Genomic DNA, 18,014 nt, shown 5'->3' on the forward strand with positions numbered 1-18,014 from the left:
AGGAAGTAATATGGCAGATTTACGTGTTAATTTTGCTGGCATTAAAGCACCAAATCCATTTTGGCTTGCATCTGCACCGCCTACAAATTCGGGTTATCAAGTGCAAAGAGCATTTGAGGCAGGCTGGGGAGGAGCTGTTTGGAAAACACTGGGTGATCCTATTATCAATGTGTCTTCTCGTTTTTCCGCGATGCATTTTAATGGACAGCGTGTAGCCGGATTCAACAATATTGAATTAATTACAGACAGACCACTTGAAGTGAATTTACAAGAAATATATGAAACAAAAAAGAAATACCCGAACCATGCAGTTATCGCTTCCTTAATGGTTGAACCAAATCAAGAGAAATGGCATGAAATTGTGAAAAAAGTCGAAGCAGTAGGCGTCGATGGACTAGAATTGAACTTTGGCTGCCCTCATGGCATGGCGGAACGTGGAATGGGAGCTGCATCTGGTCAAGTGCCAGAGTTAGTGGAAAAACAAACATACTGGGTAAAAGAAGTGGCAACGACCCCTGTTATTGTTAAGTTGACGCCTAATATTACTGATATTACGGCAACTGCATATGCGGCTGTACAAGGTGGAGCAGATGCTATTAGTATGATTAATACGATTAACAGTTTAATGGGTGTAGATATTGATACATGGAATACTGTTCCAAATGTAGGTGGAAAAGGAGCACACGGAGGATATTGTGGACCTGCTGTAAAACCAATTGCATTAAATATGGTGGGAGAATGCGCAAGAGATAACAGGATTAATGTACCAATATCTGGTATTGGAGGTATCTCTAACTGGAAGGATACAGTTGAATTTATGCTGATGGGGTCAGGAAGTGTACAAGTTTGTACAGCAGCTATGCATCACGGCTTTAGAATTGTAGAAGATATGATTGATGGTTTGAATAATTACTTAGATACAAAAGGAATTTCATCTGTTGAAGAGATCGTTGGGAAATCGGTGGAGAAATATTCTGATTGGGGGAACCTGAACTTAAATTATAAAGTGGTTGCTCGAATTAATAATGATGTTTGTATTAACTGCAATAAGTGTCATATTGCATGCGAAGACACATCGCATCAGTGTATTGATATGCTGACTTCAGAAAATGGAAACTCCTATCTGGAAGTTCGTGAAGAGGATTGCGTCGGATGTAACCTTTGTTCCATTGTGTGTCCAGCTGAAGGAGCAATTAACATGATTGAAGTTCCAAACGGAAAACCTATGACTTGGAACGAACGTCAAACAGCTATTCAAAAACTTAACCAAAATATAGTGCATTTGGGCTGATAGTAGGAAGAACAAGCAAGGAATGGAGCATTTTTGGGAGGAGTTGAAATAGATGAAGAAAGTGATAAAAAATGGAACTATTGTAACAGCAGCTGATATATATGAAGCAGATGTTTTAATTGAAGAGGAGAAAATTACTGCGATTGGCTATAACTTGAATGAAGCTGACGCCGAAATAATTGATGCAAAAGGGTCCTATTTATTCCCAGGTGGAATTGATCCTCATACACACCTGGATATGCCATTTGGTGGAACGGTCACAGCTGACGATTTTGAAACAGGAACGATTGCAGCTGCTTATGGCGGAACGACGACAGTTATTGATTTTTGCTTAACGAGTAAAGGAGAGCCATTAAAAAATTCTATTCAGAAATGGCGGAATAAATCAGAGAACAAAGCGGTTATTGATTATGGATTCCATCTAATGATCAGCGAAGTAAACGATAATGTATTACGTGAAATTCCAGAAATCATTGAAGAAGAAGGGATCACTTCTTTTAAAGTTTTTATGGCATATAAAAATGTATTTCAGGCTAGTGATGCAACTTTATTCCGAACACTTATCACAGCGAAAGAGCATGGGGCGCTCGTTATGGTTCATGCAGAAAATGGTGATGTAATTGACTATTTAGTAAACAAAGCGTTGGAGGAAGGCAATACAGAGCCAATCTATCATGCTTTAACAAGACCACCGGAGTTAGAAGGAGAAGCAACGGGACGGGCAGCAGAATTAACAGGGCTTATTGATTCCCAATTGTATGTTGTTCACGTATCATGCGCAAATGCTGTCGAAAAAATTGCAGAAGCCCGACAAAAGGGATATCAAGTATGGGGGGAGACTTGTCCGCAATATTTAGTGCTTGATCAATCGTACTTAGAAAAGCCAGATTTTGAAGGAGCCAAATATGTATGGTCGCCGCCACTTCGTGAAAAATGGAATCAAGAAGTTTTGTGGAATGCATTAAAGAGTGGACAACTGCAAACACTGGGATCTGATCAATGTTCCTTTCATTTTAAAGGTCAAAAAGAGTTAGGCCGAGGAGATTTTTCCAAAATTCCGAATGGAGGTCCGATTATCGAAGATCGCTTTAGCCTATTCTTCTCAGAAGGTGTTAAAAAAGGCCGTATTTCCCTCAATCAATTTGTAGATATAACCTCAACACGAGCTGCAAAACTATTTGGGTTATTTCCTAAAAAAGGAACGATTGCAGTGGGAAGTGATGCAGATATCGTTATCTTTGATCCGAATAAGAAGCGTATACTTTCAGTTGAAACACATCATATGAATGTTGACTACAACCCATTTGAAGGAATGGAAATTACAGGTGAACCAATCTCGGTTTTATCGAGGGGAGAATTTGTAATCCGGGAAAAAGTGTATGTTGGAAATCCGGGAGCAGGAAAATATTTAAAACGAAAGCGATTTGAAGGCAGAAATCAAGAAGAAAATAAATCCGTTCAAAATGTATGAAAATAACTTACTTGAATCAATAGAATTACAGTTGGACGAAATTTGGAAATTGCTTAATCACGTAATATTAAAAGAAATAGTATAAAAAATAAATAATAATCTAAGTTTGAAATATTCGTTAATCGTTAGAGGAGGAAGCGGATGTCTGCATATAAAGAATTTCTAGAGGAGAAAGAGAAACTAGATAAATTGGTTTCCGAGGGGTATCGAATTTCAGGAATAAACGAAAATTTAAGTGGTGCTTTTCTGAAGTTTGAACGTTTGGATAGTAAAGGAACAGAAAAGAAAGAGATTAGTATATTTACAGCAGATGCAAGAAAGCATTTTTCAGCTATCCTTATCGAACAGCAAAGAGAGAGTTAACACGCAGGATTATTTCGATCAAGAGATGGTTTGTCTAATATAAAAAATGACGATCCAATTTTGTAATAAGCATATTATTATAACCGCAGTTTCGGAGTCTTTAAGCAAATTAGGCTTGGATTTTTCGTTAGGGATGTTGCGTATTTCTAGATGAAATATGGATGAAGGCATCCCTTTTTATCTCTTTCAATCTTTAAAAGCGAATACATCTAAGGGGTGAGTGTCTGATGTTATCAAAAGAACAAGTGTTAAATGTATTAGACAAGGTGAAAGATCCGGTTTTACAGAATAGCATAACGGTTCAAGAGGTGAAAATTAAAGAAAATCATGTAAGTATAAAAGTCTTGCTGACAAAAGCCAACTCTTCCGCCCATATAAAAGTTCAACAAGAGATTGTGCGCTTATTAAAGGAAGTTGGTGCTGAAACAGTTGGCCTGCGCTTTGAAGAGTTGAATAAAGAAGATCCTACTTTAGCAGAGAAAAAACAGGTGAAATCTAGTATTCCATCTCTTCTTTCTTCTAACAGTCAGACTTCCTTTATTACCGTAGCAAGTGGAAAAGGAGGTGTTGGCAAATCAACGGTTTCCGCTAACCTTGCTGTAGCGCTCAGCCGTCTTGGCAAGAGAGTTGGTTTAATAGATGCTGATATTTACGGATTCAGTATTCCGAATATGATGGGAATAGAAACAAGACCTGAAATAAAAGAAGGAAAAATAGTTCCTCCTGAACGATTCGGTGTCAAAGTCATGTCAATGGATTATTTTATTGAAGATAATTCTCCTGTGATCTGGCGTGGTCCTATGCTAGGAAAAATGTTAAACAGCTTTTTCAGTGAAGTTGAGTGGGGAGAGCTAGATTATTTGCTGCTTGATTTGCCTCCGGGAACGGGTGATGTTGCTCTTGATGTCCATTCACTGCTTCCAACTTCTAAAGAGATCATTGTAACGACTCCACATCCAACCGCTGCGTTTGTTGCTGTCCGTGCCGGAGTGATGGCTAGGAAATCAAATCATGAAATATTAGGTGTAGTAGAGAATATGGCTTACTTTGAAAGTAACATGACAGGTGAGAGGGAGTATGTTTTTGGTCGTGGTGGAGGAGAAAAGCTGGTAGAAGAATTATCAACTGATTTACTTGGGAAATTGCCGCTTTCTCCACCTAATGATTCCACCGATTTTGCCCCTTCCATTTATGGAACGGAACATCCATTAGCTGAATTATACAAATTGATGGCCGAAAAGGTAACGAAAAAAGCAAAAGATGTCCAGCTTATATAAAGTAGTTATTAAGAATGTATTGATGAGTTCGATAACACGTGAAAAAATAACGGTATTGGTAGTAAGAAGTGATTAGAATGCTGGTGAAAAGATAAGGTAACAGTGTATAATTCGTATATATTTATAAGGGGCTTGGATGAATACTGTAAACTCAAAGGAGGAACTGTCTCAGGAACGTTTCATGTGATCAAAATGGTTGTTCCTCGATAGACAAACGTTTTCAATCAGCATGGAAGTTTGTAGTCTTATTTTTTGATACTATGAGAAGTCAATTGGAACAATTGGCTTCTTTTTTCAGTGTGACAAGACCAATCCAGCGCATATACTAGAAGGGTCCTGCATAATGACTAGCACTTGGAATTTTGGGCATTGTATCTTGACTTTATGTAAAATTCAACTGATAAACTTTCTTTATTCTTTTCTATTTTTGCTGTCTGATGTCATAAGGAGTTGTTGTCCCTTGTTCTTGTTAAGTCCTTGATATTAAAGTGAAAATTAATTTCAATATCACTAATTTGCTGTTCTGGATAATAGGACACATAATAAACTAATTTATCGTCAACATAATAAACAATGCTATCATAATGGTGAAATAAAACATATTCTTTTATTATATTTTTCATTTGCTCCTTTAACTGCAGAGAACCCTGTTTGGATTTTAGGTCTGGAAAATTGTCGTTATGATATTTCCACTCAAAAGCATCCTTTCTCAAGTTCTTTTCAGTATATCTATAATTTAAAATTAAAGGATTTTTCATGGTTAATTGTTGTTTAAGAATGGCTGCTTGTCCAGTTTTTCTTTCAGCTTCTGCATGGCAAAAAGCATACTGGATTGCTAGTTCAATGTCACTTACTAAGTAAATTCCCGACCCAAAAACCGACTTTGCAGCGATTCCTTTCTGAAAACATCTGAACTCAGCACGGTCATATTTTTGCTTATGAATAACTTCTCTTGCTTCTTCAGATCCAATTCCTCGGTATACGATTCTTTTCAAAGATAACACCTCTTTATGCATGTTGTAGATAGAATTACTTATTAGCCTTAAGTATTTGCGGAAAATTTTTAATAAGAGAAAATGACAACTAAATCAATAAGTTACCCCATAATTTATTAATCAAGAAAGTAGTATAATACTCAATAATACTACATTTCTAAATGGAATACATCTCGTATGTTATATTTTCTGACATGGAATATTTAACAATTAAAAGCACAGATATATTAAACTTTATATAGAAGTCTAAGGAAGTTTTGTACAAAAATAAACAATTTCGGATTAATTATAAAGATTAATAATTATTTTATAATATTGAAAATCCTCGCAATTAAAAGTTTTCTTATGTAACAGCTGCCTTCAAGGAGGTAACAATATATGTAAACCAACATTTCTGTTCATATTCTTTTGGTGTTTTGTTGGCTTAGCTACTTCTAGTTTCCTAAAAAGAAGACCTTATACTAGTATCTTCTAGCAGGATCCAATGACAGCCTCTAATTAAAAGGAGGACGAATTGTTGTTCTAGAAGAGGAAGAATTTCATATGAAAGAAGGAGACAGCATTCATTTTCTAAGTACGACACCCCACCGCTACATCAACCGAGGAAATCTATTTGGGTAATGACTACTCCTTAGAAGGGATTAGACTCTAATGTCTCATAATAGAGGAGATATAAAGCAATGACAGAAATCACATTTTTAGCTTCATCAAAACCATTTGAAATACCAGATGAAATCGACAATAATCAAAAAGTTTTGAACGTTTAGAAGATGTTATCTTTTTCACTGTTCATCTAACAAATTACACAAAAACCATGTTAGATTATCTTACGTGGTTTTGGATTTGAAAAATTTTTTGTGATATATTATATCAAATGATTGATAATATTTGTTGGAAACTACATAAAATTCCTCAGAATCTAAGAGAGGACACAGAAGCATCATGAATGGTATTTTAAATATAAATAAAGTGACTAGTCTTTCTAAAGAACAGTGTGATTGTATTGAAAATCTCTCCCGGAATCTTCAAATAATTGCGGATGTTTCTCAAGCTGACATCTTTATTGATTGTCTCTCGCCAGAAGGGAATGCTGCTATTGTTGTTGCGGAGGCACATCCAACTACAACACAGTCGTTGTATAAAAATAGTGTCCTAGGGCAAATTGCGTATGAAGAATCGGAACCAGGTGTTTTATTTAGCTTAAGAACAGGTAAGCCTGTTATTGGTTCAAGAGGTATATCCCAAGAATATGTTGTCATTCAGCAGGATATTGTTCCTATTACTGATTCATCAGGAGGGACTTTTGCTGTCTTAATTAAAGAGCGTGATATTTCATCAGCTGTTCAGACTCAGCAAAAAGTAAAAAAATTGATGAAGGCCGCAAATAGTGTAGAAAAGAAACAGGTTATTCAATCAATTGTGATTCAAGAGATTCATCATAGAGTAAAAAATAATTTGCAGGTTATTTCTAGTTTGCTTCGCTTGCAAATGCGGCGTTCTTCTTCAAAGGATGTCGCAGAGGTCTTTCAGGATAGCATATCTCGAATTTCCAGCATGGCAATGGTTCATGACTATCTAGCACAAAATGGGATCGAAGAAGTAGATGCAAAATTTGTTATAGAGCAAATTGCTTCATTATTAATCTCTTCATCTAGTATCCCAGGACAGGATATTCATGTTTCCGTTTATGGAGATTCTCTACTATTGCCTTCGAATCGGGCTACCTCTGTTGCATTAATTGTCAATGAATTAATCCAAAATAGTATCAAACATGCTTTTGGTTCGCGCAGTAAAGGAATGATTGACATATATGTTAATTGCCGAAAGCAAATGGCAACCATAACTGTTAATGATGATGGCTGTGGAATGGACGAGGCAGTTAGATCTCGTAAAAAGTCTTCTTTAGGATTAAAGCTTGTCGAGCTTCTGGTAGAAGAAGAGTTAGAGGGAATACTGTCCTATTTTCATTCTAATCAAGGAACAAAGGTGTCCATTACTTTTCCAATTATAGACAAGGTGATGTAATGAAACACAAAATTATGATAGTAGATGATGAGCTGATTACAAGGCTCGATATGAAAGAGATGCTTGAAGGTCATAATTATGATGTGGTCGGCGAAGGAAAAAATGGGGAAGAAGCGATAGAAAAAGCATATTCATTGAAACCAGATTTAATTATTATGGATGTTAAAATGCCGCGTGTAGATGGCATTAAAGCCTCTTCTATTATTAAAGGATTTTCGGATTGTGCTATTTTGCTTCTTACCGCTTACAGCCACTTTGATCTAGTAGAAGAAGCGAAAAAAGCAAATATTAATGCTTTTCTAGTCAAGCCAATTAAGGAAAGAGAGTTGCTTCCAGCTGTTGAAATTGCCTTAAATCAACGTGAGCAATTTCTTCTTTTACAAGATAAAATTGATAATCTTGAACAGAAAATGGCTGAACGAAAACTAATTGAAAAAGCAAAAGGCTTGCTTATGCAGCAGCGGAATTGCAGTGAGAAACAAGCATACCATCTCATGCAGAAAGCAAGTATGAAAAAGCAAATTCCTTTAGTAAAGATCGCGAAGGAGATTATAAAACAAGTTCATAAAGCATAAAGCAATGGCGCTTTGCAGCAGCTCTATTCTAATAAATAGAATAGGGTTGGTTCAAGGTGCTTTTTTGTGTTTTAGGAGGGCAGTTATGAGTGATAGATGGATAACAAGTATTGGAATTGATATTGGAACAAGCACAACTAAATTTATTGTAAGCCACTTGCTTATTGGGGAACAGGGTGATCGATTCAGCCTTCCAACATGTCAAATCGTTGACCGCAAAATTATGTATACTAGTCCTATTTATACAACTCCATTAAAGAATGAATATGAAATTGATATGGATCACTTAGCTTCGTTATTAGCCGAGGAGTATGAAGTGTCCCATACAAGCTTGACGGATGTAAAAGCGGGAGCCGTTATTATAACGGGTGAAACGGCTCAAAAAGAGAACGCTCAAACGCTTATTCACTATTTAGCGGACCGTGCAGGTGATTTTGTTGTTGCCACAGCAGGCGCTGATTTAGAAGGGATTTTAGCGGGAAAAGGATCAGGAGCAATGCAGCGTTCCCAAGAAATTGAAGGGGTTGTGGCTAATGTCGATATAGGTGGAGGCACCGCAAATGTTGCGTTATTTCAATATGGAAGAGCCATTCAGTCATTTACTTTTCATATTGGAGGCAGGCTCATACGGCTAAGTGATGATGGGGAAATCCAATACATTTCACCACATATAAAGCCTTGGCTTAAAGCCAATCATTTTAACCTGGAAGTTGGGGGAGTTGCTGATTTTGAAAAGCTTAAACAATTGACCATTTGCATGAACGAAAGTATGCTTTCCTATCTAACTGGTTCACCAAAATTTGAGGCGCAGTTATTGTTGCTAGAGCCGCCTTCTAGAGCGATTTATCCAATCAATGAAATCTTTGTTTCAGGTGGAATTGGTCAAATGATGGATGAACAAATCAGTCAACTAAAAGAAGTGACAAAGCATGGAGATATGGGACCATTACTTGCTACTGTGTTAAAGGCTGTTGCTCCAAAATATGTGGTGCCAATCAAAAAAGCAGCTGAAACGACACGAGCTACTGTCATTGGAGCTGGAATGCAAAATACGGAGGTAAGCGGTGCAACCGTGTTTGTTGAGGATTCTCTTTTGCCGCTTAAAAATATTCCGATGGTAAAGGTGCCTGTCGCAGAAAACGGAAAATGGCATAGCGAATCCTTTCAAATCCGTTTACAAGATGCCGTAGTCCAAGCAAAGAAACTATATGATGAGAAGCAGGATCCTCCATTTGCGATTGCTTTATCATCCGTTCCATATTGCACATATAAAATGCTGCAGTGCTTGGCTCAATCGCTCTATGAACAGTTTACCACTAATTTTCCAGATGCAGGAAAGCTGGTGGTCATTTGTGAAAATGATATGGCTAAGGCGTTAGGACAAGCTTTGGCGAAAAGGGGGAAACAGAAGCTTCACGTTATTTGCATAGATCAAATTGATTTCACTTACGGAGACTACATTGACTTAGGGCTGCCCGTAGCCAAAGAGGCAATTTCGATTTCGATTAAAACGTTGGCTTTTTAATGGAAAAGGGGACGGAGCTACGTCAATTTAATGGGAACAAAACGACCGATAGTGCTTAGTAGCTTGTTTTTTACCCTTATTAAGGTTGGAAGCCGCCTTTATTAGGTTAGAATCTGCCTTTTCCATGTTAGAAGGTGAAGACGAGGAACGCGTCTTCATGTGAATTTTGTAAAATGAAAATAACCTGAGGTGATATTAATGTATAAAAAAACGAATCTATTAGGCAACACCTATCAGTTTCGTAGTTTAAAAGAAATCATGGCGAAAGCGAATGAAGAGCGTTCGGGCGACCAGCTAGCAGGCATTAGCGCTGAAAATATGAAAGAACGGATGGCAGCAAAGATCGTATTAGCAAACATCACGTTGGCAGAAATTCGAATTCATCCATTGCTTCCTCCAGAACAGGATGAGGTTTCAAGAATCATTGAGGAAAATGTCGATGAAAAAGTTTATGAGACTGTTAAAAATTGGACAGTGGCTGACTTGAGAGAGTATATCCTAAATGATCAAAAGAGCGGCAGCGACCTTTTGTATCTCAGCAAGGGATTAACAAGTGAAATGATTGCCGCTGCGGCAAAAATTATGTCCAATTTGGATTTAATTCAAGCCGCTTCCAAAATAAAGGTCATTACCCATTGTCAAACAAAAATTGGCCAAAAAGGAGTATTGGCTTCACGAGCACAGCCAAATCATCCATCTGATCATTTACATGGGATGCGTGCATCCCTGTATGAAGCGTTGAGTTATGGAGTAGGGGACGCTGTGATTGGCATTAATCCGGTGATTGATACGACGGATAATATTTATGGTCTATTATGTGAAACGAAGGATGTGATCAACCAGTTTGCGATTCCAACCCAAAACTGTGTGTTGTCCCATGTTACAAGCCAAATGAGAGCGATTGAAAAAGGAGCTCCTGCTGATCTTATTTTTCAAAGCTTAGCTGGCACACAGGCTGGCAATGAATCATTTGGAATCTCTGGTTCTATGCTAAATGAAGCATCAGAGCTGATTCGTGAAAAAGGATCTGCAGTTGGTCCAAACCGGTGGTATTTTGAAACTGGCCAAGGTTCTGAATTATCCGCTGAAGCACATTTTGACATTGATCAAGTCACGCTAGAGGCAAGGTGCTACGGACTTGCAAAACATTATCAGCCCTTTATGGTAAACACAGTTGTTGGGTTTATTGGGCCGGAATATTTGTATAACAGCAAGCAAGTAATTCGTGCAGGGCTGGAAGACCATTTTATGGGAAAAATGCATGGTTTGCCGATGGGGGTGGATGTTTGCTACACGAATCATATGAAAGCAGATCAAAATGATATGGACAATCTTAGCATGCTATTGACCTCAGCTGGGGTCAACTTTGTCATCGGTGTGCCAATGGCAGACGATTGTATGCTGAATTACCAATCGTTAAGCTACCATGATATTGCGACACTACGCAGTGTTGCTCGTTTAAGTCCAACTCCAGAATTTTCACGATGGCTTGAAAAACAAGGAATTACAGAAGGAGGAAAGTTAACCAAGATTGCTGGTGATCCTACTTTATTTTTAAAAAAAGCATAAGTTTAGGAGGGGAAAGGTATGAGAAAGTTTGAAGAAATGGATCCTTTGTTAAATTTGAAGAAATTTACTCCAGCTCGAATTGGAGTTGGAAGAACAGGGACAAGGCCTTTAACAAAAGACTATTTATCATTTCGAGTTGATCATGCAGCAGCTGTTGATACGGTATATGGGGAAGTTTCAAACGAGTTGCTGGAACAGTTAAACCTCTTTTCCATTGAAACTTGCTATGAAACGAAAGAAAGATATCTACAACGTCCTGATCAAGGGAGAATTTTATCAGAAGAAGGGAAAAAGACGATTCAAGCGCGTTGTTTGCAGCATCCTCAAGTCCAAATTGTCGTCTCAGATGGATTAAGTGCCAATGCAATTGAAGAAAATATCATGGATGTCTATCCAGCATTGCTTGATTCACTAGATTCCTATGAATTAAAAGCAGGAACTCCTTTCTTTGTTAAAGGTGGAAGAGTTGGGTGTATGGATGCAATTGGAGAAATAGTAAAACCAGAAGCTTTTATTCTATTAATTGGCGAGCGTCCTGGATTAGTCTGCGCCCATTCTCTTAGTGCTTATATGTGCTACAAGCCGCGAAAAGGAACGAAAGAGTCTGACAGAATGGTGATCTCCAATATTCATCGAAGAGGGACTCCGCCTATTGAGGCAGCTGCTCATATGGGGACGATTATTAGTCAAATGTTGAAACAAAAAACAAGTGGCGTAGGCCTAGTTATTTAAGGGGGAAGAAAGTATATGCAAACAAATGAGCTGAAAAAACATTTAAAACCGATTCATTTATGGGCGATTGCGGTAGGGATGGTTATTTCTGGACAATATTTTGGCTGGAATTATGGATTTGAACAAGGTGGAATTATTGGCTTAGCCATTGCAGTTGTTATTGTTACAGTTTTCTATACGACGTTTATTTTTAGCTATTCAGAGCTGTCCACTTCTATTCCAAATGCTGGCGGACCGTCTGCGTATGCGAGGCGTGCATTAGGGCCTTTCGGTGGATTTATAGCAGGGATCGCTTGTTTATTAGAATTTGTTTTTGCTCCTCCAGCTATTGCGGTTTCAACAGGAGCCTATCTTCACTTTTTAATTCCTGCCATTAATCCAGTTTATGCGACAGTTGGCGTGTTTATCTTTTTCATTTTAATTAATTTAATCGGAGTGAAAGAAGCAGCAGTAATTGAATTAGTTGCAACGATTGTAGCTTTAATTGGTTTGGCTATTTATTATGTAATGGGATTGCCTCATGTTAAAATGAACAATATATTTAATGATGCTTCCTTTGTAAACGGGGGAACAGGCATCTTTGCAGCGATACCATTTGCTGTTTGGTTTTATTTAGCGATTGAAGGCGGTGCTATGGCAGCGGAAGAGGTAGAAAATCCAAAAAAAGATATTCCAAAAGGATTTATTAGCGGGATTTTAACATTAGCGATAGCGACGTTGTTTACGTTATTTGTAACAGCAGGTTTAGGAGGCGGAAGCGGAAAGCCAGCCGATTATCCATTGCCACAAGCATTATCATCTGTATATGGAGAGGGCAGTGTGATTCCAACCGTTGTAGCGATTATTGGCTTATTTGGATTAATTGCCAGTCTGCATGGGATTATTTTAGGCTACTCAAGACAAACTTACGCGTTGGCAAGGGACGGTTATTTCCCACGTGTGCTAGCTAAAGTCAATAAAAAGGGCGTACCTGTTTGGGGTCTATTATTGCCGGGAGCTATTGCTGTCATTTGTGCAGGTTCTGCAACATTTGCCAATGCTTTAATTATTTTATCTGTCTTTGGTGCTGTCATGATGTATTGCATCAGTATGATATCACTCTTTATTTTGCGTAAAAAAGAACCGAATCTGGAACGTCCATTTAAAGTAACCTATCCAATTGTTCCAGGAATAGCTCTAATACTTGGTTTAATCTGTCTATATAGTATAGTAAGATACAGTGTCTTTACCACTTCAATGTCCATTTTTGGAATGGATGTTTCCTTAACGAATGTAATTGGCATTATTTTTATCGCATCTATTTTGTATTATTTTGTTTATGGTGCAAAACAAATAGAACCATTATCCATCACCGAATCGTATATGATTTCAAGAGATGAACCAGCGGAAAAATAAAGATAACTTTCTTTAATATGAAATAAATTAGACGAAAAAATAACCGTCCCTAAATTGAGGTGATGGTTATTTTTTTATATTTTTATAGTTAAGATTATTTTTCGCTCAAATACGCTGAGGATAGAATTGAACTTCGCTATTTGAATTCTTCCACTTTTTTCTTGAACTATTTTGAATAAAGGAGTATGACATAAATAGGTAGTAGAAAAAGATGAAAGGAAGTTAGTTTAGATGCCACTAATTGATATTCCTTTAGAAGAATTAAAAAGATACGAGGGCAGAAATCCTCGACCAGCAGATTTTGATGACTACTGGGATCGAGCTCTTGCAGAAATGAGATTGGATGATGCAAATGTTGAACTTATTCCTAGTGAGTTTCAGGTTCCTTTTGCTGATTGTTATGATCTATATTTTACAGGTGTACGAGGAGCGCGGATTCATGTTAAATATGTGAAACCAAAGGAATTGTCTAAACCTCATCCAGCTGTTATTCAATTTCATGGCTATTCTGGCAACTCTGGCGATTGGTCTGAAAAATTAGTATACGCTGCTCTTGGATTTTCGGTATTTGCGATGGATTGTCGAGGACAAGGCGGGAACTCAACTGATTCAGGAGGTGTCAAAGGAAATACTTTTCAAGGCCATATTATTAGAGGGTTGGATGACGAACCTGATCATTTATTATTTCGTCATATATTTCTAGATGCTGCACAGCTTGCTTCCATTGTCATGAATTTGCCCGAAGTTGACCCTGATCGTGTTGCCGCTACAGGATGGTCACAAGGCGGGGCTTTAACGATTGCGTGTGCAGCGCTTGAACCACGAATTAAAAGGTTAGCGCCAGTCTATCCCTTTTTAAGTGATTATAAGCGGGTATGGGAGATGGATTTGGCAGAAAATGCTTATGAAGAGCTTCGTACTTATTTTCGCAAGTTTGATCCTCAGCATAAAAGGGAAAAGGAGATATTTACAAAGCTTGGTTATATTGATATCCAACATTTATCTTCAAGAATTCAGGGAGAGGTTTTAATGGGAACGGGATTGATGGATACGATTTGTCCTCCATCTACGCAGTTTGCTGCCTATAACAAAATAAATTCTCCGAAGCGCCTAGAGATATTTCCCGATTTTGGACACGAAAATCTTCCTGGACTTAATGATATCATCCTGCAATTTTTGAAAGAGATTTAAATAGAAGTAAACGCATGTATAACACATGTATTTCAGACTGTAGACAACCCTCTTATTAAGGTGAGTTTTCCTACAGTCTTTTTTGGCTCTTTTAAACTTAGCTGTTAATTTCGACTCCAGGCGTACGCTTTCCGTGGGCGGTTCGAGAGCCTCCTCTGTTGGGTCTCCCTTTGACTCGTTTATACCATAGGAGCTGTATACGACGAGGAGGAGGCTCGACGCTTGCTAAACGGACAAAGTGTATACAGGCTGCGCGTTTAAAAGCAACAATCTATACGAAAAAAGCATTTTTTTAAAAAAAATTTTCAAAAGGATTGACTTTATATAATCTCTGTAATATTATTATCTCATATTCAAGATAATTTAATTCGAGATAAATTGCTAGGGGGGCTGAGATGAATGAAGAATTAGCGCTTAAAACTTCTGCGATGCTTTTTAAAGCAGCAAGGTCCATTCAGAATAAGATGAAAATCAATTTACAAAAATACGGTTTAACATTAACAGAGTTTTCAGTATTAGAAATACTGTATCAAAAAGGGAAACAAACGGTTCAGCAAATTTCAAAAGGCGCTTTCCTTGCAAGTAGTTCGATGACCTATGTCATTGATAAGCTGCAGGAAAGAGAGTTATTAGAACGAACTGATTGTCGCAAGGATCGAAGAACTGTTCATGTGTCTATTACGGTTAAAGGGAAAGCCTTAATGGATCGATGTATTCCTGATCATGGAAAATGTATTCAGGCGCTTTTTCGAGAAATAAATCTTGAAGAGAAAAAAATAATCATTAGCTTACTTGAAAAAATGGGATAAAAAACATATTATTTAGGAGGAAAAAAAGATGATGGATTTAGGATTATTAGTTATTCGATTGGTGATTGGATTATTATTTATTGGTCATGGTGCTCAAAAGCTGTTTGGATGGTTTGGCGGCTATGGTTTAAAAGGAACAGGCGGATGGTTTGAATCCATTGGGATGAAACCTGGTTACACAGTAGCATTATTCGCTGGATTATCAGAGTTAATTGGTGGAATTTTATTTGCAGCAGGGTTGCTGACACCTATTGGAGGAATTCTTATAGCAGCAACAATGGTAATGGCAATTGCAAAGGTTCACGGTGCAAATGGGCTTTGGGCAACTCAAAATGGATATGAGTATAACTTAACATTAATAGCAGCAGCGATTGGGATTGCGCTTATCGGTCCAGGTCAATATGCAATAGATGCTTTTTTATTCTAAAATATCTCGAAATGAAGATACTTTAATTTGAAATAAAAAAGGGGTCAGACCCCTCAAAAAGAAAGGATGAAACAAAATGTCAAAACAATCAATGGGTATTCACCATATTACAGCTATTGTCGGCCACCCTCAGGAAAATGTCGATTTTTATGCAGGAGTGTTAGGGTTGCGTTTAGTAAAGCAAACCGTGAATTTTGATGATCCGAAAACATATCACCTTTATTTTGGAAATGATGGAGGAAAGCCAGGAACGATTATTACGTTTTTCCCATGGCCAGGCGCGCATCGCGGAAAAATTGGAGATGGGCAAGTAGGAGTGACATCTTATGTCGTTCCAAAAGGCGCCTTAGCATTTTGGGAAAAAAGACTCGATCAGTTTCATATTTCATATAGCAAAATGCAGCGGTTTGGAGAGGAATATTTAGAGTTTGATGATCCACACGGATTGCATTTGGAATTAGTGGAAAGAGAAGAAGGGGAAAACAATACTTGGAGCTTTGGAGGGGTGACACCTGACGTAGCGATTAAAGGATTCGGAGGAGCGGTGCTTTTGTCAGCAAAACCAGAACAAACAGCTGAACTGCTAGAAAGCGTCATGGGTCTTACAAAAGTTGGTGAAGAAGGAGATTTTGTTCGCTTCAGAGCCTCTGGTGATATTGGGAATATCATTGACTTGAAATTAACTTCCATTGGCCATGGAAATATGGGGGCCGGTACGGTTCATCATATTGCATGGCGTGCAAAAGATGATCAGGATCAATTAGACTGGAAGAAACACGTAGAAAAAAACGGGTATGACGTTACACCTGTTAAAGATCGAAATTATTTCAATGCCATATACTTTAGAGAGCATGGCGAGATTTTATTTGAAATCGCTACAGATCCTCCAGGATTTGCCCATGATGAATCAGAAGAAACAATGGGGACGGCATTAATGCTGCCATCGCAATATGAACCTTATAGAGAAAGAATTGAACATGCTTTGATTCCAATTGAAGTGAAGGGGTCAAAGTAATAGGAAAGGGGTCAGGGCTCGTACGCCTGACCCTTGTTGCTTTAATGTAAAAGTGAATAATTAAAGTAGCCTTTGGCGGTTGTTTCTGCAAGGCTATTCGTATGTGTTTGGATTGTTATAGTGTAGGATATATGTGAACCTTCAGCCGAAGAGGTTACTTGGTGCCTTAGGTTTGCTACCTGAGGTTCTTGAAAGGAGGACAATTTATTGCTTTTCATTTAAGTAGTCTAATACACTTTGATGTTGTTTTTGAATAGTAGAAACTTGTTTGATTTCGCTGCTTAATTCTGTTTTTGTTTCATCAAGTTTTTTCATCATGCTTCCGTAATAGAATCCAACTTCTTTTCGCATTTCATTCTGATCTGCAATTAGAGCTTTTTGACCTTCCTCCAATGATCCCATTCTATTGTCTAATGAATCAAATCTATTTTCTAATGAACCAAATCTATTTTCCAACGAATTTAATTGGTTTACAATTTGCTTTAAAAATTCTTCCACGATATACACCTACTTTTTTAAGAGTTTATTATAGCCTCCGAGTTTATTTATGTCTAAGTTGTCATTGAGACAACTACTAGACTAGTGAAATTATTGCCATACTTAACGCAAATCAATCTAAGTGCTGCTATGGTAAAAAGTTTACTTTTATACCACAGTAGCACCTTGGTTTATTTGTTTGACATTTTCTTATAAATGTCTTTTTGAGTAATCTCCATAAATAAATGTTGGTTTTCAATGAAGTTAAAGTTGTATTGCTTATATAAGCCATGGGCATCTTTAGTAGCTAATAAGATTCTTCGTACTTGTTGAATCTCTGGATAGTTTACCATGGTATGTACTAGCCATTTCCCTAAACCAAAACCTCTAAATTCTGGCAATATAAATACATCCGCTAAATAGGCGAAAGTGGATAAATCTGTAATAATTCTTCCGAATCCTACTTGCCTTATTAACTGCTTTGAAGGAACTTCCTCTTCGAATACACCAAAAGCAATGGAATTTTCAATCGATTTATTTACTAGATGTCTAGGTATTCCTTTTGACCAATAAGCCTCATTATGTAAGTAATTAAAAATCATTTCTTTGTCCAAAGAATTTTTATTAGTCTCTATTTTAAATCCTTCTCTACTGTATTGACTCATAAATTCTCCTCCTCAAGTAAAGTGTCATCCCCCTCATATAAATACAATCCTACCATACTTATATTGAAATAAGCTCGTCCGTCCCTTTATAGCGGGACGATTCTCACCATATCTAGTTTTTCAGCCGTGCGGCAAATCCGTTGACATACCTTTTCTTTTTCTTAAAGAATGGCTTCATCCTTCGTTCTGCCGAATCTACCTGTACTTCAAAC

At 37.5% G+C, this 18,014-nt stretch carries 17 protein-coding genes and 1 pseudogene; 15 read left to right on the forward strand and 3 right to left on the reverse strand.

The genetic code is table 11. The annotated features are described in order from the left end of the window. Positions 1-10: 10 nt before the first annotated feature. From preA to ACTXGU_RS13675, 4 genes are all read left to right on the forward strand, one after another. Entirely contained in the window at positions 11-1,291 is a 1,281-nt protein-coding gene (gene preA / locus ACTXGU_RS13660; protein ID WP_443482077.1) for an NAD-dependent dihydropyrimidine dehydrogenase subunit PreA, read from the forward strand. 52 nt (positions 1,292-1,343) lie between these two features. Next, the gene (gene hydA / locus ACTXGU_RS13665) at positions 1,344-2,762 is read left to right on the forward strand and encodes a dihydropyrimidinase (RefSeq protein WP_443482078.1); all 1,419 of its coding nucleotides are present in this window, start codon (positions 1,344-1,346) and stop codon (positions 2,760-2,762) included. Between the two features lie 141 nt (positions 2,763-2,903). Then, positions 2,904-3,125 carry a hypothetical protein gene (locus ACTXGU_RS13670; RefSeq protein WP_443482079.1) on the forward strand — a complete coding sequence of 74 codons (222 nt, stop codon included), beginning with the start codon at positions 2,904-2,906 and terminating at the stop codon, positions 3,123-3,125. A 227-nt stretch (positions 3,126-3,352) separates the two neighbouring features. Next, on the forward strand, positions 3,353-4,402 hold the full coding sequence (locus ACTXGU_RS13675; RefSeq protein ID WP_443482080.1) for an Mrp/NBP35 family ATP-binding protein: 1,050 nt from the start codon (positions 3,353-3,355) through the stop codon (positions 4,400-4,402). Between the two features lie 440 nt (positions 4,403-4,842). Here ACTXGU_RS13675 and ACTXGU_RS13680 read toward each other — a convergent pair whose 3' ends face one another. Continuing rightward, the gene (locus tag ACTXGU_RS13680; protein WP_443482081.1) at positions 4,843-5,397 is read right to left on the reverse strand and encodes a hypothetical protein; all 555 of its coding nucleotides are present in this window, start codon (positions 5,395-5,397) and stop codon (positions 4,843-4,845) included. Between the two features lie 510 nt (positions 5,398-5,907). Between ACTXGU_RS13680 and ACTXGU_RS13685 the strand changes: the two are divergent. From ACTXGU_RS13685 to ACTXGU_RS13735, 11 genes and pseudogenes are all read left to right on the forward strand, one after another. Next, positions 5,908-6,018, forward strand: a pseudogene (locus ACTXGU_RS13685) (cupin domain-containing protein); the annotation flags it as partial. A gap of 321 nt (positions 6,019-6,339) precedes the next feature. Beyond that, positions 6,340-7,422: a sensor histidine kinase gene (locus tag ACTXGU_RS13690; RefSeq protein WP_443482082.1), complete on the forward strand. Its 1,083-nt coding sequence runs from the start codon at positions 6,340-6,342 to the stop codon at positions 7,420-7,422. Next, on the forward strand, positions 7,422-7,997 hold the full coding sequence (locus ACTXGU_RS13695; RefSeq protein WP_443482083.1) for an ANTAR domain-containing response regulator: 576 nt from the start codon (positions 7,422-7,424) through the stop codon (positions 7,995-7,997). Before ACTXGU_RS13690 ends, ACTXGU_RS13695 begins: the two co-directional genes overlap by 1 nt. A gap of 85 nt (positions 7,998-8,082) precedes the next feature. Next, entirely contained in the window at positions 8,083-9,522 is a 1,440-nt protein-coding gene (locus ACTXGU_RS13700; protein ID WP_443482084.1) for an ethanolamine ammonia-lyase reactivating factor EutA, read from the forward strand. Positions 9,523-9,720: 198 nt separating this feature from the next. Continuing rightward, positions 9,721-11,091, forward strand: coding sequence for an ethanolamine ammonia-lyase subunit EutB (locus ACTXGU_RS13705; RefSeq protein WP_443482085.1), 1,371 nt, complete (start codon positions 9,721-9,723; stop codon positions 11,089-11,091). A gap of 18 nt (positions 11,092-11,109) precedes the next feature. Then, entirely contained in the window at positions 11,110-11,823 is a 714-nt protein-coding gene (gene eutC / locus ACTXGU_RS13710; protein WP_443482086.1) for an ethanolamine ammonia-lyase subunit EutC, read from the forward strand. 15 nt (positions 11,824-11,838) lie between these two features. Next, positions 11,839-13,218, forward strand: coding sequence for an ethanolamine permease (eat, locus tag ACTXGU_RS13715; protein WP_443482087.1), 1,380 nt, complete (start codon positions 11,839-11,841; stop codon positions 13,216-13,218). Between the two features lie 231 nt (positions 13,219-13,449). Next, on the forward strand, positions 13,450-14,409 hold the full coding sequence (locus ACTXGU_RS13720; RefSeq protein ID WP_443482088.1) for an alpha/beta fold hydrolase: 960 nt from the start codon (positions 13,450-13,452) through the stop codon (positions 14,407-14,409). 395 nt (positions 14,410-14,804) lie between these two features. Next, on the forward strand, positions 14,805-15,218 hold the full coding sequence (locus ACTXGU_RS13725) for a MarR family winged helix-turn-helix transcriptional regulator (protein WP_443482089.1): 414 nt from the start codon (positions 14,805-14,807) through the stop codon (positions 15,216-15,218). 28 nt (positions 15,219-15,246) lie between these two features. Continuing rightward, positions 15,247-15,645, forward strand: a complete 399-nt coding sequence (locus tag ACTXGU_RS13730) for a DoxX family protein (protein ID WP_443482090.1) — start codon at positions 15,247-15,249, stop codon at positions 15,643-15,645. A 76-nt stretch (positions 15,646-15,721) separates the two neighbouring features. Next, on the forward strand, positions 15,722-16,660 hold the full coding sequence (locus ACTXGU_RS13735; protein WP_443482091.1) for a ring-cleaving dioxygenase: 939 nt from the start codon (positions 15,722-15,724) through the stop codon (positions 16,658-16,660). 204 nt (positions 16,661-16,864) lie between these two features. On the opposite strand, the gene ACTXGU_RS13740 is transcribed toward ACTXGU_RS13735, so the two are convergent. Both ACTXGU_RS13740 and ACTXGU_RS13745 read right to left on the reverse strand, forming a co-directional pair. Further along, a complete protein-coding gene (locus tag ACTXGU_RS13740) occupies positions 16,865-17,158 on the reverse strand; it encodes a hypothetical protein (protein ID WP_443482092.1) in 294 nt (97 codons plus the stop codon). 170 nt (positions 17,159-17,328) lie between these two features. Further along, positions 17,329-17,802: a GNAT family N-acetyltransferase gene (locus ACTXGU_RS13745; protein WP_443482093.1), complete on the reverse strand. Its 474-nt coding sequence runs from the start codon at positions 17,800-17,802 to the stop codon at positions 17,329-17,331. Positions 17,803-18,014 lie beyond the last annotated feature (212 nt).

This window comes from Niallia sp. 01092 (assembly GCF_052318935.1).
Taxonomy (GTDB): Bacteria; Bacillota; Bacilli; order Bacillales; family Cytobacillaceae; genus Niallia.

Coding starts and splice junctions, on each gene's coding strand:
- preA (WP_443482077.1), top strand. CDS start 11: ATGGCAGATTTACGTGTTAATTTTGCTGGCATTAAAGCACCAAATCCA.
- hydA (WP_443482078.1), top strand. CDS start 1,344: ATGAAGAAAGTGATAAAAAATGGAACTATTGTAACAGCAGCTGATATA.
- ACTXGU_RS13670 (WP_443482079.1), top strand. CDS start 2,904: ATGTCTGCATATAAAGAATTTCTAGAGGAGAAAGAGAAACTAGATAAA.
- ACTXGU_RS13675 (WP_443482080.1), top strand. CDS start 3,353: ATGTTATCAAAAGAACAAGTGTTAAATGTATTAGACAAGGTGAAAGAT.
- ACTXGU_RS13690 (WP_443482082.1), top strand. CDS start 6,340: ATGAATGGTATTTTAAATATAAATAAAGTGACTAGTCTTTCTAAAGAA.
- ACTXGU_RS13695 (WP_443482083.1), top strand. CDS start 7,422: ATGAAACACAAAATTATGATAGTAGATGATGAGCTGATTACAAGGCTC.
- ACTXGU_RS13700 (WP_443482084.1), top strand. CDS start 8,083: ATGAGTGATAGATGGATAACAAGTATTGGAATTGATATTGGAACAAGC.
- ACTXGU_RS13705 (WP_443482085.1), top strand. CDS start 9,721: ATGTATAAAAAAACGAATCTATTAGGCAACACCTATCAGTTTCGTAGT.
- eutC (WP_443482086.1), top strand. CDS start 11,110: ATGAGAAAGTTTGAAGAAATGGATCCTTTGTTAAATTTGAAGAAATTT.
- eat (WP_443482087.1), top strand. CDS start 11,839: ATGCAAACAAATGAGCTGAAAAAACATTTAAAACCGATTCATTTATGG.
- ACTXGU_RS13720 (WP_443482088.1), top strand. CDS start 13,450: ATGCCACTAATTGATATTCCTTTAGAAGAATTAAAAAGATACGAGGGC.
- ACTXGU_RS13725 (WP_443482089.1), top strand. CDS start 14,805: ATGAATGAAGAATTAGCGCTTAAAACTTCTGCGATGCTTTTTAAAGCA.
- ACTXGU_RS13730 (WP_443482090.1), top strand. CDS start 15,247: ATGATGGATTTAGGATTATTAGTTATTCGATTGGTGATTGGATTATTA.
- ACTXGU_RS13735 (WP_443482091.1), top strand. CDS start 15,722: ATGTCAAAACAATCAATGGGTATTCACCATATTACAGCTATTGTCGGC.
- ACTXGU_RS13745 (WP_443482093.1), bottom strand. CDS start 17,802: ATGAGTCAATACAGTAGAGAAGGATTTAAAATAGAGACTAATAAAAAT.